This is a genomic window from Halorubrum sp. Ea8 (assembly GCF_002252925.1).
Classification (GTDB): domain Archaea; phylum Halobacteriota; class Halobacteria; order Halobacteriales; family Haloferacaceae; genus Halorubrum.
Genome location: NZ_NHPF01000029.1, coordinates 40,218 through 57,009 on the forward strand (window position 1 = coordinate 40,218; position 16,792 = coordinate 57,009).

Genomic DNA, 16,792 nt, shown 5'->3' on the forward strand with positions numbered 1-16,792 from the left:
ATACCGGTCCGCCGTCGAACGGCAGAATCGAACGCGAGACGGATGTGCGTCAGGCCCGGGACGCCACCTGGTCCAGCCGGACCGGGTCGAGCCCCCGCCGGTCCAGCTCCGTCTCGATCTCGCGGAGCCGAGGCGCGATCTCGTCCGGCTCGTGACTGTCGGTGCCGACGGTCACGCGCGCGCCGGCGTCGACGAGCCGGTCGAGGAACGCCGGAGCCGGGTGGAACGTCCCGTACTCGTCGAGCGCCCTACCGGCGTTGATCTCGGGGACGGTCCGCGACCCTCGGAAGGCGTCGGCGATCGCGGCGTAGTGGTCCTCGGTCGCGAACCCGCGGAGGTGCGGGTTCCGCTCGATCAGGTCCGGATGCGCGGCGACCGCGAACAGCTCCGAGTCGACGAGCGCGGTCAGCTTCTCGAAGTACCGCTCGACGAGCGCGCGCCGCTCCGACTCGGACTTGTCAGCGAAGTGCGAGCGAGCGTGGACGTTCGCGCCGTCCAGCTCGTGGACGCTCCCGACCGCGTAGTCGAAGTCGGCCTCGGCGAGGAAGTCGGCGATCACCGCCTCGTGTGCGGGGTCGTAATCCATCTCCACGGCGTCGAACACGTCGACGTCGGCCTCCTCGCGGACCGCCTCGATCGCCTCCCGGCGCCGCTCGTACGTCAGGTCGAGGTTGAACCCGAGCGCCCGCTTGTACCGCTCCGCACCGGGCTCGGGCGAGACGTTGCAGTGGTCCGCGAACCCGATCCCGTCGAGGCCCGCGTCCGCGGCCGCGTCCACCATCCACCGGAGGAACGCCCCGTCGGAGTAGTTCGTGTGGGCGTGGTAGTCGTGCACGCGACGTCGTAGGTCGCGCGGCGACTCGTAGCTTCTGGTCGACGAGCGACGCCGGCGGCGACTCAGTACCCAGTGCCCAGCGCCGAGTTCGCGGCGAGCACGGCGAACGTGACGCCGAACAGGGCCGCCAGGATCGCGAAGGAGACGCCCCAGCCGAACAGGTCGGCCGCGAGCCCGACGCCGAAGGAGCCCGCCGAGCCGATGACAGTGTAGACGGTCCGGACGAGTCCGAAGCCGGCGCCGCGCTCCGCGTCGCCGAGCGCGTCCATGAACCGCGGGTCGATGGCGGAGAAGAAGCTCGCGCCGGAGCCGGCCAGCAGCACCGCGACGGCGACGCCGACGAGCCCGGGACCGAAGACGAAGGCGGCGATACCGACCGCGCCGGCGAGCATCGCCGCGCCGATGGCGACGTCGCGGCCCGCCCGGTCCGAGAGCCGGCCGAGCCCGACCTGCGCGACCGCCCGAACGACGAAGAAGGCGGAGAAGACGCCGGCCGCGAACGGCGGCGAGAACCCCCGGAACTCGACGAGGAACGTCGGGAGGAACGACATCACGCCCTGGACGACGTACGTGCCGGCCATCGCGATGAACAGCGGGAGGAGAATGCTCGGCCGCGAGAGCAGCTCGACGAGGGGCGCGACCGCGAACCGGTCCCGCATCGGCTGGTCGGGGCGCCGCGGCTCGGTCGGGCGGACGCGCCACGCGAACAGCAGGAACACCGGCACGCCGACCAGCGCGGCCAGCGCGACCGCGGGGCGCCAGCCGTACCGGACGCCGACCCAGGCCGCGGCGACCGGGGCCACGAGCCCGGCCAGCGGGCCGCCCGCGGAGTGGAGCCCGAACGCCGTGCCGATGTCGTCGAACGTCCGCGAGAGCAGCGTCGTCGCCACCGCGTAGTGGAGTCCGGCGACGAGCCCGAGGAGCACCGCCGCAACCACGAAGGCGGGGAAGACGGGCGCGAGCGCGAGCACCGCGCTCATCGCGGCTGTGCCGCCGACGGCGACGAGGATGACCGTCCGCTCGCCGTGGCGGTCCGCGAGCACGCCGCTCGGGAACTGGGCGGCGCCGTACGCCAGCCACATCCCGGAGAGCGCGACCCCGATGGCGGTGTTCGACACGGAGAAGTCGTCGACGATCAGCGGGACGACCGGGCTGATCGCCAGCCTGGCGAAGTAGGTCACCAGGAACGCGAGCATGCACAGCGACAGCACCGTGTGACGGTACTGCCAGCTCATCCGGCTGTCACTGACAAGGGGTGGGCCCGGTCGGGGGTCAACGCTTTCGATTCCGGACGGAACCGATCCCGACTCACCCGCCGTCGGCCGCGGGCGCGCCGCTCGTCGTCACCCGACGGCGGCCGGGTCGACCCGGCTCCCGACCCACAGCAACGTGGCGAGAAGCCCGAGGACCGCGACCGGGAGGAACCACTGCACGACCGCGAGCAGCCCCGCGGAGGCCTGGACGCCGATCACCACGAGGAGCGTCGGACCGCAGCAGGCGAACCCCGACAGGAGCCCGGGGAGCCCCGCGGCGGCGCCCGCCCCGGCGCCGATCCGACACGCCGCGGGGCCGCGCCAGGCGACGACGGAGACCGCGAGGGTGACGCCGACGAGCGCGGCGAGTCCCAGCCCGATGGCGGCGTTGACGGGCGCGAACAGGTACTCGACCGGACCGGCCGCGACCAGCGCGACGGGCTCGTACTGGAACGGTCCGACTCGGCGGGTCAGGAGCGAGAGCGGGTCGCTCGCAACGGTGACGTCGACGACGGGCTCCGAGCCGGCCCGCGCGACCCCGGTGTCGCGGAGTCCGAGGTGACGCAGTCCCGCGGCGTACGCGAGGAGGTACGCGACGGTGACGATCCCCGCCGTCGCCCGACCGTCGCGCCGACCGAGCGCCGCGCGGACGGCGAACCCGGTCCGGCGGACCAGCCCGGCCGCCCACGCCGCCGGCGCCTCGGTCGGAGAGACGGACTCAGCGGCCATACCCCGCCTCCGTGTGCTCGCCGACGAACGCCGTCTCGGGGTAGAACCCCGCCCACGCGAACCACATCGCGTCGAGCGCGAGCACCGGCTCCAGCGGGAGGTCGCCCGCGGCGATCCCGCCGCCCTCGGAGCCGACCCGATAGGCGTCGCCGTCGGGCTCGACCCGGAGACCGTCCGGGTTGCGGTAGACGTGACCGGTCGAGAGCCCCGGGTCGGCGACGGCGACGACGTCGTCACCGTCCCCGCCGACCGAGCCGGTCAGGACCCGCTCCGAGAGCAGCGTCGCCTTGTCGAACGCGACGGCGCCGCGCTCGGTCCGCGCGCCGATGACGACCGACTTCGCGTGGCCCTCCTCGGGCGACGACAGCGGCCGGAACATGGTGCCGTCGCGGGCGTAGTAGCCGCCGAGCGGCGCGTAGCTCCCGTACGGGTCGGTCTCGTATCTCCGCACGTACCCGGTGTCGTCGGTCATGACGAGCGACTCCGGGTGGCGCTCGGCCCACGCCGCCGCCGTCGTCCACACGACGCGGAACTCGTCGAGCGTCTCGCCGCTCATCGGCCCGTCGATGGCCGTGGCGAGCATCTGCGGCCACCAGCTGTCGGTCGTCCGGTCGTACATGATCAGGTTCGAGTTGACGAGTTGCCCCGACACCCCGAACGTCGCCTCGCCGCGGCGGAACCCCTGCGCCGTGCCGGTGAGCGGGCAGTAGGTGACCGCGACCGGCTCGCCACCGATCTCGTCGTTGACGATCTCGTGGTGGGAGAGGACGTGTTGGGGGTACGCCTTCGCCTCCCCGTCGCGAACGACGCCGAACACCGGCACCCCCTCGGCGTACGTCACGTCCGCGATCGGTTGGAACGACGGGTCGTCGATCGAGGGGATCCCGTCCTTCCCGACGCCGCCGCTGAGCGATTCCGTTACCAGGGTTTCCGGATCGTACGCGAGGTGGTAGTCGGTATCGACGGTCGGCGGACCGTTCTCGCCGTCCGAACCGTCGCCGTCAGCACCGTCAGAATCGTCGCCGTCACCGCCGTCCGAACCGGCACCGCCGTTGCCGCCGTCACCGTCCGAACCGTCGCTCCCGTCGGCGGTATCGAGGACGCCGCCGCCGAGACAGCCGGCGACGCCGACGGTACCGATCGCCGCGATACCGGCCAACGCCGACCGACGAGAGCGGTTCATGCGCTCGCTTCGGCCTCGATAGTATAAAGATCGAAGCGCGGGTGTGAGACTCACACACAGCCGCGAGGGGCGTCCCTACCCGTTCTCTTCCGGGTGACTCCCGTCGACCGGGCGCTCGCGAAGCCGGTCCGCGATGGCGGCGCCCGCGGCCCGCGGGTCCGGCTGCGCGACGTCGACGGGGTCACCGACGGCGACGCGCCCGGGCTCGACGACATCGCAGCAGAGCCCGCCGCGGTTCCGCAGCGCGGACGCGAGCCCCGCCTCGCCGGCCAGCGACTCGACGTGCGCGCAGGGCGGCCGCCGCCGGGTCGGTCGCAGGCGCGCGCCCCCGACCGCGACGGTCGCCTCCAGCAGGTCGTCCATCGCCGCTCCGAACCCTTCGACGACGACGTTCCGTCGGTGACGGCCGTCCGAGACGTCGATCCCGGTCTCCGCGCGGACCGCGTCGAGGGCCTCGGCGGCGACGAGGGTGACGGCGCAGCCGTCGAGCTGGAAGTGTCCGTCGCCTCGGCGGTATCGATCGCCCTCGACGCCGCCCGGGCGGATCGCGACGGTCTCCCGCAGTTCTGGCGGAGCCCCGCCCTCGGGCGCCGTGACCAGACTCCGGACGGTGCCGGTCGCCTCCTCGTCGCCGGTCACGGCGTCCCTCCGAGCAGCGACGGGTCGCCCGGCTTCAGCCACTCGCGGTGCGCGTAGTAGACGGCGGCGACCGGCGGCGCGACCAGCGCGGCGAGCGCGTACAGCCATTTGAACGGTCCGAAATCGGCGACGCCGCGCTCGTCCAGCGACAGCGCGTCGAGGAGGACCGCGGCGGTCGCGAGCGGCGCGAGGAGGTAGCCGTGGGCGAACGCGACGGCGGCGCCGGCCGGGGTGCCGGCCGAGAGCAGCGCCCAGTCGAGCGCGTAGAGGACGGTCCACCCGCCGGCGGCGACGGCGAGGACGAGGAGCCACGGGCCGTCGAACCGCCTGCCGGGCTGTTGGGCGGCCGACCCGTCGGGGTCGTCGGCCGGTGGTTCGGCGTGGGTGCTCACGGTGGAACTGGGCGCCCGACGATACTCAACGTTCGGGTCGCCTGCGGTTCGCGGGCGGTGTGCTCGCGACCGAGGGACGACCTACTCGTCGAAGGTGCCCGCGGAGAGGTATCGCTCGCCGCTGTCCCAGAACACGGTGACGACGAGCGGCTCATCGCCCTCGTACGCGCCCGTCTCGCGGAGCTCCGCGGCGACGTCCTTCGCCGCGAGGTTCGAGGCGCCGGAAGACTGTCCCGCGAGGATCCCCTCTTCGCGGGCGAGCCGGCGGCACTCGGCCTCGGCGTCGTCGATGTCGACCGTGTGGACCTCGTCGATCAGGTCGACATCGAGGTTCGGCGCGACGAACCCCGGTCCCATCCCCTGAAACGCGTCGCTTCCGGGCTCCCCGCCGGAGAGGACGGCGTTGTCGCTGGGCTCGACCGCGTCGATCCTGACGCCGGGGAACGCCTCGCGGAGCCGGCGGCCGATCCCGGAGAGGGTGCCGCCGGTCCCGACGCCGGCGACGAGCGCGTCGACGGTCCGGTCGCCGACCTGCTCGACCACTTCCTGACCGGTCGTCTCGTAGTGGGCCCGCGGGTTCGCGGGGTTCTCGAACTGGCGGAGTTGGACCATCCCGGCCTCGGCCTCCAGTTCGTCCGCGCGCTCCTTGGCCGCCGAGATGTCGCCGTCGACGGTCTCGAGGTCGGCCCCGTACGCCCGCATGATGCGCCGGCGTTCCATCGACTTGCCGTCGGGCATCACGAGCGTCACGTCGTACCCCTTCACGGCGCCGACCATCGCCAACCCGATGCCGGTGTTTCCGGACGTCGGCTCGACGATCCCGTCGCCGGGCTCGAGATCACCCGCCTCCTCGGCCGCCTCGACCATGTACCGCGCGGGGCGGTCCTTCGCGGAGCCGCCCGGGTTGCGCGACTCGACCTTCGCGGCCACCGTCGTCTCAGGCGGCGAGTCGACCCGTACCAGCCGCGAGCCGAGTCCCTCCAACACGTCGTCGTCCATTGGGTCAACCGACGGGACCGTCACTCAAATGCCCGACGGACCGCGGCAAAACGCGTGCGGCTCGCGGCGGGAGCCGATCGCCGCGCCGCGGGACGCGCTCCCGCCGTTCGTCCCGCCGCGAGACGCGTTCGCGCCGTTCGTCCCGCCGCCGGACGCGTTCGCGCCGTTCCCGGGACGCAGTTGCCACCGACGCGCGGTTTACAAGCCCTCCCGGCGTACCGAGGCGCATGACGCTCGAAACGCTCGCGCCCGACGCGGCCGCCGGCGACGCGCTCGACGACGAGGTCCTGGCGGCGCTCGGGTCCGACGACTACCGATTCAAGGTGTGGGGCGGCGACTGGTGCGGCGACTGTCGGCGACAGCTCCCCGCGTTCGCGGCGGCGCTCGACGCCGCCGGCGTCCCCGACGACCGGATCGAGGACTTCCCGGTCACGAAGGGGCCGAACGGCAAGGAGGGCGACCGAGTCGAGGAGTACGGGATCGAGCTGATCCCGACCGTCGTCGTCGAAAGCGCCGACGGCGAGGAGCTCGCCCGCTTCGTCGAGGAGGCGGACGTCTCGATCGCGGAGTTCCTCGCGCGCGAACTCTCCGAGGCCGAGGCGAGCGCCTGAGTCGGACCCCCGGTCTTCTTTTCAGATTCGGTTCAGGCGTCCAGTTCAGCGACGATCCGCTCGCGGATCGCCCCGGCGTCCACGGGCGCCCACGCCTCGATGTCGTACGTCACGTCGGCGAGGACCTCCAGTCGGTCGGCGTCACCCTCGCCGATCGCCGCGACGGCGTCCTCGGAGAGCCGCGCGCGGACCGCCTCCGAGAGCGCCTCGCGGTCCACGTCGCGCTCGGGCACGTCGAGGATGTGCGGGAGGTCCGCCGCGCCCTCCGGCAGCGAGGGGAACGCCGCGGGCCCGACCGCGAGGGCGACGGCGTCGGCGTCGAGCCCCTCGTCCGGGTCGACGACGTCCGCGAGGGCGCCGCCCGCGTCCCCCGACGTGTCGCCCGCCTCCGACAGCGCCGCGGGCGGCGCCGGGACCAGGGCGTACTCCGCGACGGCGACGTCGATGGCGGCGGCGATGGCGTCGCCGTCGACCTCCGTTCGCTGTTTAAACGCGAGTTCCGAGAGCGCCCGCGAGAGCTCCGCGCGGGTGAGCCACCCGAACAGGTCCACGACGCCGGCGAGGTCGTCCCGGGCGGCCACGCTGGGCGCGTCGGTCGCGGTGCCGTCGGGCCCGTCCGCACCCGGCATCCGTCAGTCCTCCCCCGGCGCCGGATCGATGGAGGGCTCCGTCGACGGCCGATGGCCGTTCCCCCTGACGTCGGCGTCGCCGAGCGCCCCGCCGGCCCGTGTCGCTCCGCCGCTCGTTTTGCCTCCCGCTTCGTCGGCCGCCGCCGCGAGGTCCGCCCGGGCCGCCTCGGCGACCTCGGCCGGCGTTACCGGCGCGTCGCGCCACGCCGGGAGGCGGGTGTCCGGCCCCGGCTCGCCGAGGGCGTCGGCGTACGTCGCCACCTGCGAGCGCTCGTCGGCGCGGTCGTAGTCGAGGCCGTTGAACGCGGCGTCGGTCTCGTACCCCGCGATCATCGCCTCGGCGGCCTCGCGGTAGCGGTCGCCGAGGCCGTCGTAGTCGACGGCGACGCCGCCGTCCTCGACCGCCCGGAGGGTCGCCTCGCCGACCGCCCGGCTCATGTCCGCGAGGCCGGTCGGGCCGTCGACGGAGCGGTGGTCGTGCTCGTAGCGGCCGAGGTCGACCTGCGCGCTCCCCGCGAAGCCGGCGTGCGCGTACGCCTCGCCGAGCGTTCCGGCCTCCAGGCCCCACCCGCGCTGGACGCGGAGCTCGGAGACCAAGTCCGTCGTCGCCGCGAACTCCCCGGCGAGCGCGTATCGGAAGGCGTTGAGGTACTCGATCACGCCCGCCTCGCGGCGCTCGGTGGCGTCGGCGAGCGCGCGGACGAGCGGCCTGAAGAACAGCCGGAACAGCCGGCCGTACAACGCCCCGTCCTCGACGCGGGCGTAGTACCCCTTCGCGAAGGAGTGACCGTTCGCGACCGGGAACAGCAGTCGGTTGACGAACGCCGGCGAGTACGTCTTCGTGTCGGCGTCGTGGACGACGACGTACTCCTCGTTCAAGGCTCGGCCGAGGCCGAGCCACACGTCCCGACCCTTCCCGCGGTCGCCGTCGAGCCCGCGGTCGGCGAGCAGGTCGTCGAGACGGGGGCCGCCGCACCAGAGCGTCTCCACGTCGATGTCGAAGCCGGCGAGCCACCGGGCGAAGGGACCGACGCGGTCGGCCGGGGCTCGGAGGGGAACGATAACGCGAGCGGGGTCGACCGTCTCAAGCGCCGAAAGGACGCGTTCGGCCGCGAGCGTTCCGTACTCGCGCTCCGTCATCGGCACCACGACCGCCGCCCGGCCGACGGGTGCGTCGGGCCGGTGGTCCGTCAACGCGTGCAGGGTCGTCACGCGCTCTTGGACGTACTCCATTATCAACGCACAGGAGCGGGAAAGCCTAAACAGGTGCGGTACCCGTGGTCCGTGCCGACACGCGAACGGGGGTCGACGGGACCCGCTTCCCGCCGCGGTCACGCCGCCGGCTCCGCGTTCGCCGCGCCGCCCGGGACGCGACCCATGCGCGCCAAGGCGGCGTACGCGACGACGACCGCGGCCAGCCCGCCGGCGAGCCCGAGGAAGACGGCGTCGTAGGCGACGCCGGCCTCGATCGCCTCGCCCACGGCCCACGAGCCGGCCGCCTGGGTCGTCATCATCCCGGCGGAGTAGACGGCGTACGCCGAGGCCCGGGACCCGTCCGGCAGCGACGCGAGGAGGAAGGTGTCCATCGCGGGGAACAGCATGTGGATGGCGAAGCCCACGGCGAGGCTGGCGGCGACGACGGCGACGACCCCGGAGACGGCGACGACGAGGACGACGCTCCCGATGAACGCCGAGACGATCCCGAGCAGGTACGGCACGTGCGGGAGCCGGTCGGCCAGGTCGCCGGAGACCAGGAAGGCGGGGACGCCGGCCGCGAAGATCACCGTCAGGAGGTTCCGGGCGGTCGCCGGCGGGAGCCCCTTGTCGATCATGTACAGCTCGTAGAAGTTGAACAGGCCCTGCCAGACGAACCCCGTGAGCCCCATCAGCACGACGGCCGTCAGGATGAGCTTCCACTCGGAGAGCGCGCCGCCGACGAAGTCGGTGTCGCCCGCGCCGGCGTCGGGGAGGTCCGTCCGCGCGGCCAGGAGCACGAAGGCGGCAGTCGTCGCGGCCGCCGCGAGCGCGAGCCCGTAGAAGGCGAGCCGCCAGTCGTACCACAGCGCGACCGTGACCACCGGCGCGGCGGCGACCGCGGCGAGCTGGCTCGCGGTGCCGTGGACGCCCATCGCGCGGCCGACGCTGTCCGGGAACAGCTCGGAGACGAACGGGTTCGCGGCGACGAAGTAGACGCCGGAGGCCAGCCCGATCGCGAAGGCGGCGGTCATCAGCGTCGGCACGCCCGGCGCGAGCGCGACGCCGAGCGCGCCCAGCGTCAGCATCGCCCCCGAGGCCAGGATGACGAAGCGACGGGAGAACCGCGTGAGCGCCCACCCGGCCGGGAGCCGCGGGGCGGCCGAGCCGAGCCACGCGAGCGTGACGATGAGGCCGGCGGTCCCCTCGCCGATCGCGAACTCGCCGACGAACTGCCCCACGAGGGGTGCGAACACGACGCGCGCGAAGTTGACGAGGAAGACCAGGGCGCACAGCGATCCGAACAGCCTGGTCCGTGACACGGGCGGTCTTCACGTCGCCCGGAGACAAGCGTTGCGAAAACGGGGCGCCGCGGGAGGTCGTGGCGTGTCGCACCGCGCCGACGGGGAGTCGTCGCCGTCCGACTCGCGTCGTACGGGGTTTTTATACCCACACGCGACAAACCCGGATATATGAAATCGACGCGCAAGGGACTTCGCGACGGCGACCTGTTTAAGGACACCTACGAGCGACTGAACTGCGCCGACTGCGAGAAGGTATTAAAGAAGCAGAACGACCCCGACGAGGTGTTCTCGGTCCGGGTGTGCCCCGAGTGCGAGGCGACGTTCAAGGAGCTCCGCTGACGCGCGGTTCGGCCGCGACGAACCACCGCCCGAACGGGCCGCTTCGAGTTCCCGCGCCTCCAACTCTCTGTTTTCCTCCGTCCCGCTTCTCACCCGTCCCGCGCTCAGTCGGCCGACTCGACCGCGTCGTTCACCGACGCCAGCACGGGATCGACTTCGCCGGCGACCAGATCGATCCACCGGTACCCGGCGAACGCCTCGGCGACCGGGCGGGCCCCGGGAGTGGTCCCCGAGAGCACGGCGTCGTGCTCGTCGAACAGGGGGCGGACCTGCGCCCCGAGCCAGCGCGCCAGCGGGTTCGCGCTCGTCACGAGCCCCTCCATCGACCCGATCGCGTCGTCGCGCGCGTCGGCGACTGCGGCTGGGTCGGACGGAAACATCGTCTCTCCGTCCTCGATCCGCGCCGCGAGGGCGTCGAGCGCGCGCAGCCGGACCCGGGCGAGCGCCGTTCGGGTGAGCGACGTGGCCGGGTGGTCCGGCGTCCAGTCGTCGATCGGGATCGGGTCGAACCAGAGCTCGTCGAAGGTCCGGTAGACCGCGCCGGACAGCAGCGAGACGCTCGGCGCGTCGCGCGGGACCGGCCGGTCGTCGAGGAACGCCTCGATACCGGGGCTCCGCCTGAGCCGCTCGGCCTCCTCTCCGTGAAGCGCTCGCAGCCGGTCGCCGATCGCGGCGCCGACCGCCTCCGCCGCCTCCCGGAGGGGCGTATCGACCGCCCGCGGCTCGGAGAGCGATCCCTCGTACCGGCGGCGGAGGTGCCGACCGACCTCGACGTGCGACTGCACCCGCTCGACCTCGCCGACCGTCTCCCCGGCGCGAAGCGGGTTCGCGCTGGCCGCGATCTCACCCCCTCCGCCGACGAGGTCCCGCCGCCGGGCGGTGTCGAGCCAGCGCTCGATCGGGCCGTACACGGCGGCCCCGGCGAGCGGGTCCGACGCGGTTCCGGGGAGCGCGGCCAGCGTCTCCGCGGTCCGATGCCGGACCGTCCCCAAGCCCGCCGTCACTCCCTCCGGGTCGCCCTCGGTCGTCACGGCGGCCCAGGTGCCGACCGCGGTCGCGGCGTGGGCGCGCGCGGTCGCGAACCGCTCCGCCCGTCGAAGCGGCGTGAGCGACGCCTCGGGCGCCGGGAGCGCGTCGCGGGCGTCGTCGCGCCCCGCCGCGATCTGCTCGCGGATCGCCCCGTTCGGGAGCGTCTCCGCCGTCAGCGGGTCGGGGACCGGTTCGAGCAGCCGGTCGACGCGGTCCGCGAACGCGGTCGCCGCCTCGCTCTCGATCGGCACGGGAACGAGCCGCGGCCGGTCGGGGACGGGAGTCTCGATCGCCCGCGACACTCCGGCCGTGTCGATCGACGGCGGGTCGTCCCAGAACTCTCCGCCGCGCCGGCGCCCGCCGTCGAGACAGCCGCCGAGCGCGAGCGCGCCGGCGGCCGCGGCGGCCCCGAGCGCCCCGCGGCGGGTGAGGCGGCGCGTCACGACCCGTCACCCCCGGTCTCGTCGGCGCTCGGTCCGGACGTTCCGGTATCCCCCAGCGCCGTGTCGGACCCCGGCACGGTCGCGTTCGCGTCGATCCGGTCGTACTCCGTCCCGACCGCTCGGCAGGGGGAGCGCCCGCTCGACCCCGAGCCGCTGAGCGGCGAGCGAAGCGCCGCGGGGAGCCGGAACAGGAGCCCGACGGCGTCGCGCGTGTCGGCCTCGCAGGCCGCGTCGGGCGGCCGGAGCTCGCGGCAGTACTCGTACTCGACGTGTCCCGGCCGCCACGAGACCGACCGGATCCGGTACCGGTAACACGAATCGATGCTGGCCGGTGCGACGAACACCGTCTCCGTCTCGTAGTCGGTCTCGTCGAGGAACGAGCGAACCCGCGCCCGCCCCTCGTCGGCGACGCCGGCGGCGACCGTCAGCTCGGCCGCCCGTTCGTCGCTCGTCACGAGTTCGCGGGAGAGCGGGACGGGGTCGACGTCGTCGTCGCCTCCCTCGGTCCCGGCGTCGTCTTCGGCGTCATCGCCTTCGACCGCGAGGTCGACGACGACGGCCTCGCCGCCTGGGTTCCGGGCCTTCAACACCGTCGGATCGCCGTCACTGCCCGACCTCGACTCCGCGGACCGGGACGGGTCGCCGTCGTCGCTCGTCTCGGCGCCGAGGCAGCCGCCGAGCGCGAGCGCGCCGAGCGACGCGCTTCGGAGGAGGGCTCGCCGTGTGGGGGACATGGGCCCGCGTTGAACCGGTCCCGACAAACGTCTTGTGGCCGCCACGCTCCGGGCGGAGGGCGAGCTACTCGAACACCGCGTCGAACGCGGAGGCGCCGAGCGGGTCGAAGGTGCCGGCTGCGACGTTCTCGCGCACGTGATCCGCGTCGCTCGCGCCGACGAGCGAGGCGGTGACGCCCGGCGCGCTCCGCGCGAAGTTGAGCGCGCGCTGGGCCGGCGTCTCGCCGGAGAGGGTCGCGTCGACGTCGGCCGGGATCGCGCCGGGCTCGGCGAGTTCCCCCTGTCCGATGCTCGCGCTCGTCACGACCGAGAGCCCGGCCTCGTGGGCGAACTCCAGCGTCGAGACGGGCTCGGCGTCGGCGCCGCCTCCCGGCGGGCGCTGGGTCCGCCGCGTGAACGCGTCCGCCATCGCGACGTTGAACGGGAGCTGGACCGCCTCGAACCCGTGGTCGTCGTCGGGGCCGACCGCCTCGCCGGCGGCCTCGGCCCGCGCGAGGACCTCGGCGAGCGAGAGGTACCGCTCGTGCTCTTCGGGGACGCGGAATGCGTCCCACGTGGCGACGCCGTAGGCGCCGACGTCCCCGGCCGCTCGCCGGCGCTCCAGCGCCTCGAAGGCGGCCTCCAAGCGGTCGTACACCGCCTCGCGGGAGCGAGCCGCGAGCTGGGTCTCGGGGTTGTGGACGTAGAAGAGGTCGACCGCGTCGAACCCGAGCCGGTCGAGCGAGCGGTCGAGCGACCACTCCAAGTACTCGGGCGCCATCGCGTGCGCGCCGTTCGCGAGCGCCTCGGCGTCGACCACCCCCTCGGCGAGAAAGCGGTCGCGGACGTACGCCGCGGGGTCGTCGGGGCGCTCGCCGTCGAACGGGAGGAATCCGCCCTTCGTCGCGACGACGACCGCGTCGCGGTCGATCGGCGACTCCCGGACCGCCTCCCCGACGACGCGCTCGGCTCGCCCGCACCGGTAGTTGACCGCGGTGTCGACGTGGTTCACCCCGGAGCGGAGCGCGAGCCCGATCGCCTCGCGGGAGGCGTCGTCGACGGCGGGGGTGGGCTCGCCGAGGTAGGTGCCGATGCCGACGCTGGAAGCCACGCCCGGCCCGAACCGACGGAAGTAGGTCCGCCCGAAGGCGTCGCCGAACCGGTCGCGGTAGGCCCAGAGCGCGTCGCGGGTCGCCATGTTCGTCCGACAGGTGGCGCCGCGGGGAGAAAAGTCGCGCGGCGCGAGGCGAGTCCGCCGCGGGCGTCGCGTCACGCGCGTCTCGTGAGCCGGTAACGTGTCAGACGGATGGACGACGGTGACACAACGACTATACGTCGTCCGGGAGTCGAAACGGGCAATGGCCTCGCTCACCGACCACCTGTCCGATCTCGTCGAGGACGCGGACGCGGTGCTCCTGTTCTCGCCGACGAGTTCGTTTCACGACCGGTTTGAGGACGGCGACACGGATATCGTCGTCGTCGCCCCCGACAACGACGTCGACGCCGACACGTTCGTCGAGCTCCCCCTCCCGTTCGACAACGTGAAAGACCGGGTCCGGTTCGGGATCGAGGGCGCGATGGACGCCGACCTCGTCTCCGAGGGCGACGAGGTGGTCTGCATCGCGTCGGTCTTCGACGGGGGGTCGGACGCGGTGATCCGCGTCACCGTCGACGAGACGGTCCACACGGGGATCTACGACCTGTTCGTCAACTCCCGTGCCGAGCCGAGCGTCATCCGCGACGTGTTCGAAGTCGCGATCGAGCTCGGACAGAAGGGGCAGAAGGGGAAGCCGGTGGGCGCGCTGTTCGTCGTCGGCGACGCGGGGAAGGTGATGAACAAGTCCCGCCCGCTGTCGTACAACCCGTTCGAGAAGTCGCACGTCCACGTCGGCGACCCCATCGTGAACGTGATGCTCAAGGAGTTCTCCCGACTGGACGGCGCGTTCGTCGTCTCGGACTCCGGGAAGATCGTCTCCGCCTACCGCTACCTCGAGCCGGGCGCGGAGGGCGTCGACATCCCGAAGGGGCTCGGCGCGCGCCACATGGCCGGCGGCGCGATCACTCGGGACACGAACGCGACCGCGATCGTGCTCTCGGAGTCGGACGGGCTCGTCCGTGCGTTCAAGGCGGGCGAACTCGTCTTGGAGATCGATCCGGAGGAGTACTGACCACCCATGCTCGCGGTACCGAACGCGCTGAGCGAGTTCGTGACGACGGTCCCCGAACGGGTGTGGCTCGCCCTCTTCGTGCTCGTCGTCGGGCTGATCCTGGCGTACGTCGTCGGGGTGATCAACCGCCGGCTGCTGACCCGCGCCGGCGTGCCGGAGGCGATCGAGGGGACCGCGTTCGAGCGAACCGTCCGCGAGTTCAACACGTCGACGGTGCGGATCTTAGCGCAGCTGTCCAGCTACTTCATCGTCGCCGTCGCCGTCATCGTCGCCCTCACCGTCGCCGAGGTCAACTACCTCGACCGGTTCTGGTCCTCGGTCGCCTCCTTCCTCCCGCGCCTCTTCGTCGCCGCGGTCGTCATGATCGTCGGCGTCGTCGTCGGCGACAAGGCGGAGCTGCTCGTCGCCGAGCGGCTCCGCGGAGTCAAGCTCCCGGAACTCGGCGTGTTGCCCCCGCTCGTCAAGTACAGCGTCGTGTACGTCGCCGCGCTGGTCGCGCTCGGACAGGTGGGCGTGCAGACGCTCGCGCTGGTCGTGCTGCTCGCCGCGTACGCGTTCGCGGTCGTGCTGTTCGCCGCGCTGGCGACGAAGGACCTCGTCGCGAGCGCGGCCGCCGGGGTGTTCCTCCTCCTCCGGCAGCCCTACGGCGTCGGCGACGAGGTGAAAGTCGCCGGCGAGCGCGGCATCGTCCAGGAGGTCGACCTGTTCGTCACCCACATCGAGGCGGACGGGGAGGACCACGTGATCCCGAACCACTCCGTGTTCCGCGACGGGATCGTCCTGATCCGGGAGTGACGACGGCGGGCCGGGGTCGAGCGTGGGCCGCATGCTCCCGGTGGCGAGTCCCTGACCGTTCCCACGCCGTGGGAGTAGCTATCACGATATAACTGGCGGGCGGTCCGAGACGCAACTATGAGCCACGACGACGCCGTCGCCTGCGAGGGGTGGGACGCGAGCGAGTGCGAGGGCACGGTCCACTGCCCGCCGCGGTGTCCGCGGTTCGTGGACAAAGAGGGCGCCCGGTGGACGATCCGGCCGGCCGTCACGGAGGACGCCGCGCCGCTCGCCGAGATGTACGAGGGGTTCGAGACCGCGGACCGCGCGCAGGGGCTCCCCCCGGTGACGCGGGACCGCCGGGCGGAGTGGATCGAGTCGATGCTGCGCGAGGGGAGCAACGTGGTCGCCGAGCGCGACGGCGAGCTGTTCGGTCACGCGATGTACACGCCGACGGACGCGGCGCGTCCGGAGCTCGCCGTCTTCGTCCACCCGACTATGCAGGGACGGGGCGTCGGCACCGAGCTCTGCCGGCACGTGATCGCCGACGCCGCCGCCGGGGGTCGCGACGGGCTCGAACTCCACGTCGAGAGCGGGAACCGCGTCGCGCGTCGCGTCTACCGGACGGTCGGGTTCGAACTCGCCGAGCGCCGCGGCGACCTCCGGATGGAACTCGACCTGAACGACCCGATCGCGAGAGAGGTGCGCTGGCCGCCGCTCGCGCGTGAGGGCCCCGCGACGCCGGCCGCGGAGCCGCCGTCGGCCGCGGGTCGCTCTCCGACCCCGGCCGACGACTGACGCGGACGCGGCGCTGGCGACCGACCCGTCGAGTGCCGGACGGACCCCGCGCCGCCGGTCGCCTCGGCGACCCCCGCCACCGCAACCGTTAGGCCCGGCCGTCCCCAGGAACCGATAGCCGTGGAGGACGCCATCGAGTGGCTGCGGAACCGACCGTTCTACGAGGGACAGATCGCGGAGCACCGCCGGCTCCCCGCCCGCGAGCCCGCCTTCGGCGACGTCGACCTCTCGCCCCGGATGGCCGACGCGCTCTCGAAGCAGGGGATCGACCGCCTCTACCGCCACCAGACCGACGCGATCGAGGCGGTCCGCGACGGCGACGACGTCGTGCTCGCCACCGAGACCGCGAGCGGGAAGTCGCTCGCGTACACCGTCCCCGCGTTCGAGGCCGCGATGGACCACGGGGGACGGACCCTCTACGTCGGCCCCCAGAACGCCCTGATCGCGGACCAAGAGGAGAGCCTGAGCGACCTCGCGCACGGGCTCGGCTTCGGGAGCGGGGTCTCCGTCGCGTCGTACACGGGCCGGCTCTCCCGGTCGGAGAAGCGGGACGTGCGCGACCGCGAGCCGACCGTCCTGCTCTCGAATCCGGACATGCTCCACTACGCGCTACTGCCGTACGCCGGGCGGCTGTGGGAGTGGTTCTTCTCGTCGCTGGAGTACGTCGTGATCGACGAGGTCCACAGCTACCGCGGGGTGTTCGGCTCGCAGGTCCGCGCGAGCCGACGGAGGGTCATGGCGACCTGCGAGCCGAACACCC

The 16,792-nt window shown here is 73.1% G+C and carries 19 protein-coding genes; 6 read left to right on the plus strand and 13 right to left on the minus strand.

From position 1 onward, the window contains the following. Positions 1 to 49: 49 nt before the first annotated feature. The 7 genes from DJ74_RS02220 to DJ74_RS02250 form a co-directional block, all read right to left on the minus strand. Positions 50 to 835: a PHP domain-containing protein gene (locus DJ74_RS02220; protein ID WP_094526162.1), complete on the minus strand. Its 786-nt coding sequence runs from the start codon at positions 833 to 835 to the stop codon at positions 50 to 52. 62 nt (positions 836 to 897) lie between these two features. Continuing rightward, a complete protein-coding gene (locus DJ74_RS02225; protein WP_094526163.1) occupies positions 898 to 2,070 on the minus strand; it encodes an MFS transporter in 1,173 nt (390 codons plus the stop codon). 108 nt (positions 2,071 to 2,178) lie between these two features. Further along, positions 2,179 to 2,817, minus strand: a complete 639-nt coding sequence (locus DJ74_RS02230; protein ID WP_094526164.1) for a hypothetical protein — start codon at positions 2,815 to 2,817, stop codon at positions 2,179 to 2,181. Then, positions 2,807 to 4,000: a DUF3179 domain-containing protein gene (locus DJ74_RS02235; protein ID WP_094523966.1), complete on the minus strand. Its 1,194-nt coding sequence runs from the start codon at positions 3,998 to 4,000 to the stop codon at positions 2,807 to 2,809. Before DJ74_RS02235 ends, DJ74_RS02230 begins: the two co-directional genes overlap by 11 nt. Before the next feature lie 75 nt (positions 4,001 to 4,075). After that, complete coding sequence (locus DJ74_RS02240) at positions 4,076 to 4,639, minus strand: MOSC domain-containing protein (RefSeq protein ID WP_254921904.1); 564 nt, start codon at positions 4,637 to 4,639, stop codon at positions 4,076 to 4,078. Further along, a complete protein-coding gene (locus tag DJ74_RS02245) occupies positions 4,636 to 5,031 on the minus strand; it encodes a hypothetical protein (protein ID WP_094526165.1) in 396 nt (131 codons plus the stop codon). Before DJ74_RS02245 ends, DJ74_RS02240 begins: the two co-directional genes overlap by 4 nt. A gap of 81 nt (positions 5,032 to 5,112) precedes the next feature. Beyond that, positions 5,113 to 6,030, minus strand: a complete 918-nt coding sequence (locus tag DJ74_RS02250; RefSeq protein ID WP_094526166.1) for a PLP-dependent cysteine synthase family protein — start codon at positions 6,028 to 6,030, stop codon at positions 5,113 to 5,115. A gap of 227 nt (positions 6,031 to 6,257) precedes the next feature. Here DJ74_RS02250 and DJ74_RS02255 point away from each other — a divergent pair, with 227 nt between their 5' ends. After that, the gene (locus DJ74_RS02255; RefSeq protein ID WP_094523970.1) at positions 6,258 to 6,641 is read left to right on the plus strand and encodes a thioredoxin family protein; all 384 of its coding nucleotides are present in this window, start codon (positions 6,258 to 6,260) and stop codon (positions 6,639 to 6,641) included. A 32-nt stretch (positions 6,642 to 6,673) separates the two neighbouring features. Here the strand turns inward: DJ74_RS02255 and DJ74_RS02260 are convergent, their stop codons facing one another. The 3 genes from DJ74_RS02260 to DJ74_RS02270 form a co-directional block, all read right to left on the minus strand. Then, positions 6,674 to 7,270: a hypothetical protein gene (locus DJ74_RS02260; protein WP_094523971.1), complete on the minus strand. Its 597-nt coding sequence runs from the start codon at positions 7,268 to 7,270 to the stop codon at positions 6,674 to 6,676. Positions 7,271 to 7,273: 3 nt separating this feature from the next. After that, entirely contained in the window at positions 7,274 to 8,503 is a 1,230-nt protein-coding gene (locus tag DJ74_RS02265) for a glycosyl transferase family 2 (RefSeq protein ID WP_094523972.1), read from the minus strand. Positions 8,504 to 8,601: 98 nt separating this feature from the next. Then, on the minus strand, positions 8,602 to 9,786 hold the full coding sequence (locus DJ74_RS02270; protein WP_094526167.1) for an MFS transporter: 1,185 nt from the start codon (positions 9,784 to 9,786) through the stop codon (positions 8,602 to 8,604). Between the two features lie 150 nt (positions 9,787 to 9,936). Between DJ74_RS02270 and DJ74_RS18990 the strand changes: the two genes are divergently transcribed. Further along, positions 9,937 to 10,107 carry an HVO_0758 family zinc finger protein gene (locus DJ74_RS18990; RefSeq protein WP_008849790.1) on the plus strand — a complete coding sequence of 57 codons (171 nt, stop codon included), beginning with the start codon at positions 9,937 to 9,939 and terminating at the stop codon, positions 10,105 to 10,107. Positions 10,108 to 10,211: 104 nt separating this feature from the next. On the opposite strand, the gene DJ74_RS02275 is transcribed toward DJ74_RS18990, so the two are convergent. The 3 genes from DJ74_RS02275 to DJ74_RS02285 form a co-directional block, all read right to left on the minus strand. Next, positions 10,212 to 11,579: a hypothetical protein gene (locus tag DJ74_RS02275; protein ID WP_094526168.1), complete on the minus strand. Its 1,368-nt coding sequence runs from the start codon at positions 11,577 to 11,579 to the stop codon at positions 10,212 to 10,214. Next, on the minus strand, positions 11,576 to 12,313 hold the full coding sequence (locus tag DJ74_RS02280; protein ID WP_094526169.1) for a hypothetical protein: 738 nt from the start codon (positions 12,311 to 12,313) through the stop codon (positions 11,576 to 11,578). The genes DJ74_RS02275 and DJ74_RS02280 overlap by 4 nt, the downstream gene beginning before the upstream one ends. A 64-nt stretch (positions 12,314 to 12,377) precedes the next feature. Beyond that, entirely contained in the window at positions 12,378 to 13,490 is a 1,113-nt protein-coding gene (locus DJ74_RS02285; RefSeq protein WP_094526170.1) for an aldo/keto reductase, read from the minus strand. A 160-nt stretch (positions 13,491 to 13,650) separates the two neighbouring features. Here DJ74_RS02285 and dacZ point away from each other — a divergent pair, with 160 nt between their 5' ends. From dacZ to DJ74_RS02305, 4 genes are all read left to right on the plus strand, one after another. Then, complete coding sequence (gene dacZ / locus DJ74_RS02290) at positions 13,651 to 14,460, plus strand: diadenylate cyclase DacZ (RefSeq protein ID WP_094523977.1); 810 nt, start codon at positions 13,651 to 13,653, stop codon at positions 14,458 to 14,460. A 6-nt stretch (positions 14,461 to 14,466) separates the two neighbouring features. Then, a complete protein-coding gene (locus DJ74_RS02295) occupies positions 14,467 to 15,255 on the plus strand; it encodes a mechanosensitive ion channel domain-containing protein (RefSeq protein ID WP_094526171.1) in 789 nt (262 codons plus the stop codon). Between the two features lie 117 nt (positions 15,256 to 15,372). Continuing rightward, positions 15,373 to 16,032, plus strand: coding sequence for a GNAT family N-acetyltransferase (locus DJ74_RS02300; RefSeq protein WP_094526172.1), 660 nt, complete (start codon positions 15,373 to 15,375; stop codon positions 16,030 to 16,032). A gap of 120 nt (positions 16,033 to 16,152) precedes the next feature. Beyond that, on the plus strand, positions 16,153 to 16,792 hold a 640-nt coding region (locus tag DJ74_RS02305; RefSeq protein ID WP_141212656.1), incomplete at its 3' end, for a DEAD/DEAH box helicase.

Excerpts from the sequence above, each read along its gene's own strand:
- DJ74_RS02225 (WP_094526163.1), bottom strand. The coding sequence starts at position 2,070 with ATGAGCTGGCAGTACCGTCACACGGTGCTGTCGCTGTGCATGCTCGCG.
- DJ74_RS02230 (WP_094526164.1), bottom strand. The coding sequence starts at position 2,817 with ATGGCCGCTGAGTCCGTCTCTCCGACCGAGGCGCCGGCGGCGTGGGCG.
- DJ74_RS02235 (WP_094523966.1), bottom strand. The coding sequence starts at position 4,000 with ATGAACCGCTCTCGTCGGTCGGCGTTGGCCGGTATCGCGGCGATCGGT.
- DJ74_RS02250 (WP_094526166.1), bottom strand. The coding sequence starts at position 6,030 with ATGGACGACGACGTGTTGGAGGGACTCGGCTCGCGGCTGGTACGGGTC.
- DJ74_RS02255 (WP_094523970.1), top strand. The coding sequence starts at position 6,258 with ATGACGCTCGAAACGCTCGCGCCCGACGCGGCCGCCGGCGACGCGCTC.
- DJ74_RS02260 (WP_094523971.1), bottom strand. The coding sequence starts at position 7,270 with ATGCCGGGTGCGGACGGGCCCGACGGCACCGCGACCGACGCGCCCAGC.
- DJ74_RS02265 (WP_094523972.1), bottom strand. The coding sequence starts at position 8,503 with ATGGAGTACGTCCAAGAGCGCGTGACGACCCTGCACGCGTTGACGGAC.
- DJ74_RS18990 (WP_008849790.1), top strand. The coding sequence starts at position 9,937 with ATGAAATCGACGCGCAAGGGACTTCGCGACGGCGACCTGTTTAAGGAC.
- DJ74_RS02280 (WP_094526169.1), bottom strand. The coding sequence starts at position 12,313 with ATGTCCCCCACACGGCGAGCCCTCCTCCGAAGCGCGTCGCTCGGCGCG.
- DJ74_RS02285 (WP_094526170.1), bottom strand. The coding sequence starts at position 13,490 with ATGGCGACCCGCGACGCGCTCTGGGCCTACCGCGACCGGTTCGGCGAC.
- dacZ (WP_094523977.1), top strand. The coding sequence starts at position 13,651 with ATGGCCTCGCTCACCGACCACCTGTCCGATCTCGTCGAGGACGCGGAC.
- DJ74_RS02295 (WP_094526171.1), top strand. The coding sequence starts at position 14,467 with ATGCTCGCGGTACCGAACGCGCTGAGCGAGTTCGTGACGACGGTCCCC.
- DJ74_RS02300 (WP_094526172.1), top strand. The coding sequence starts at position 15,373 with ATGAGCCACGACGACGCCGTCGCCTGCGAGGGGTGGGACGCGAGCGAG.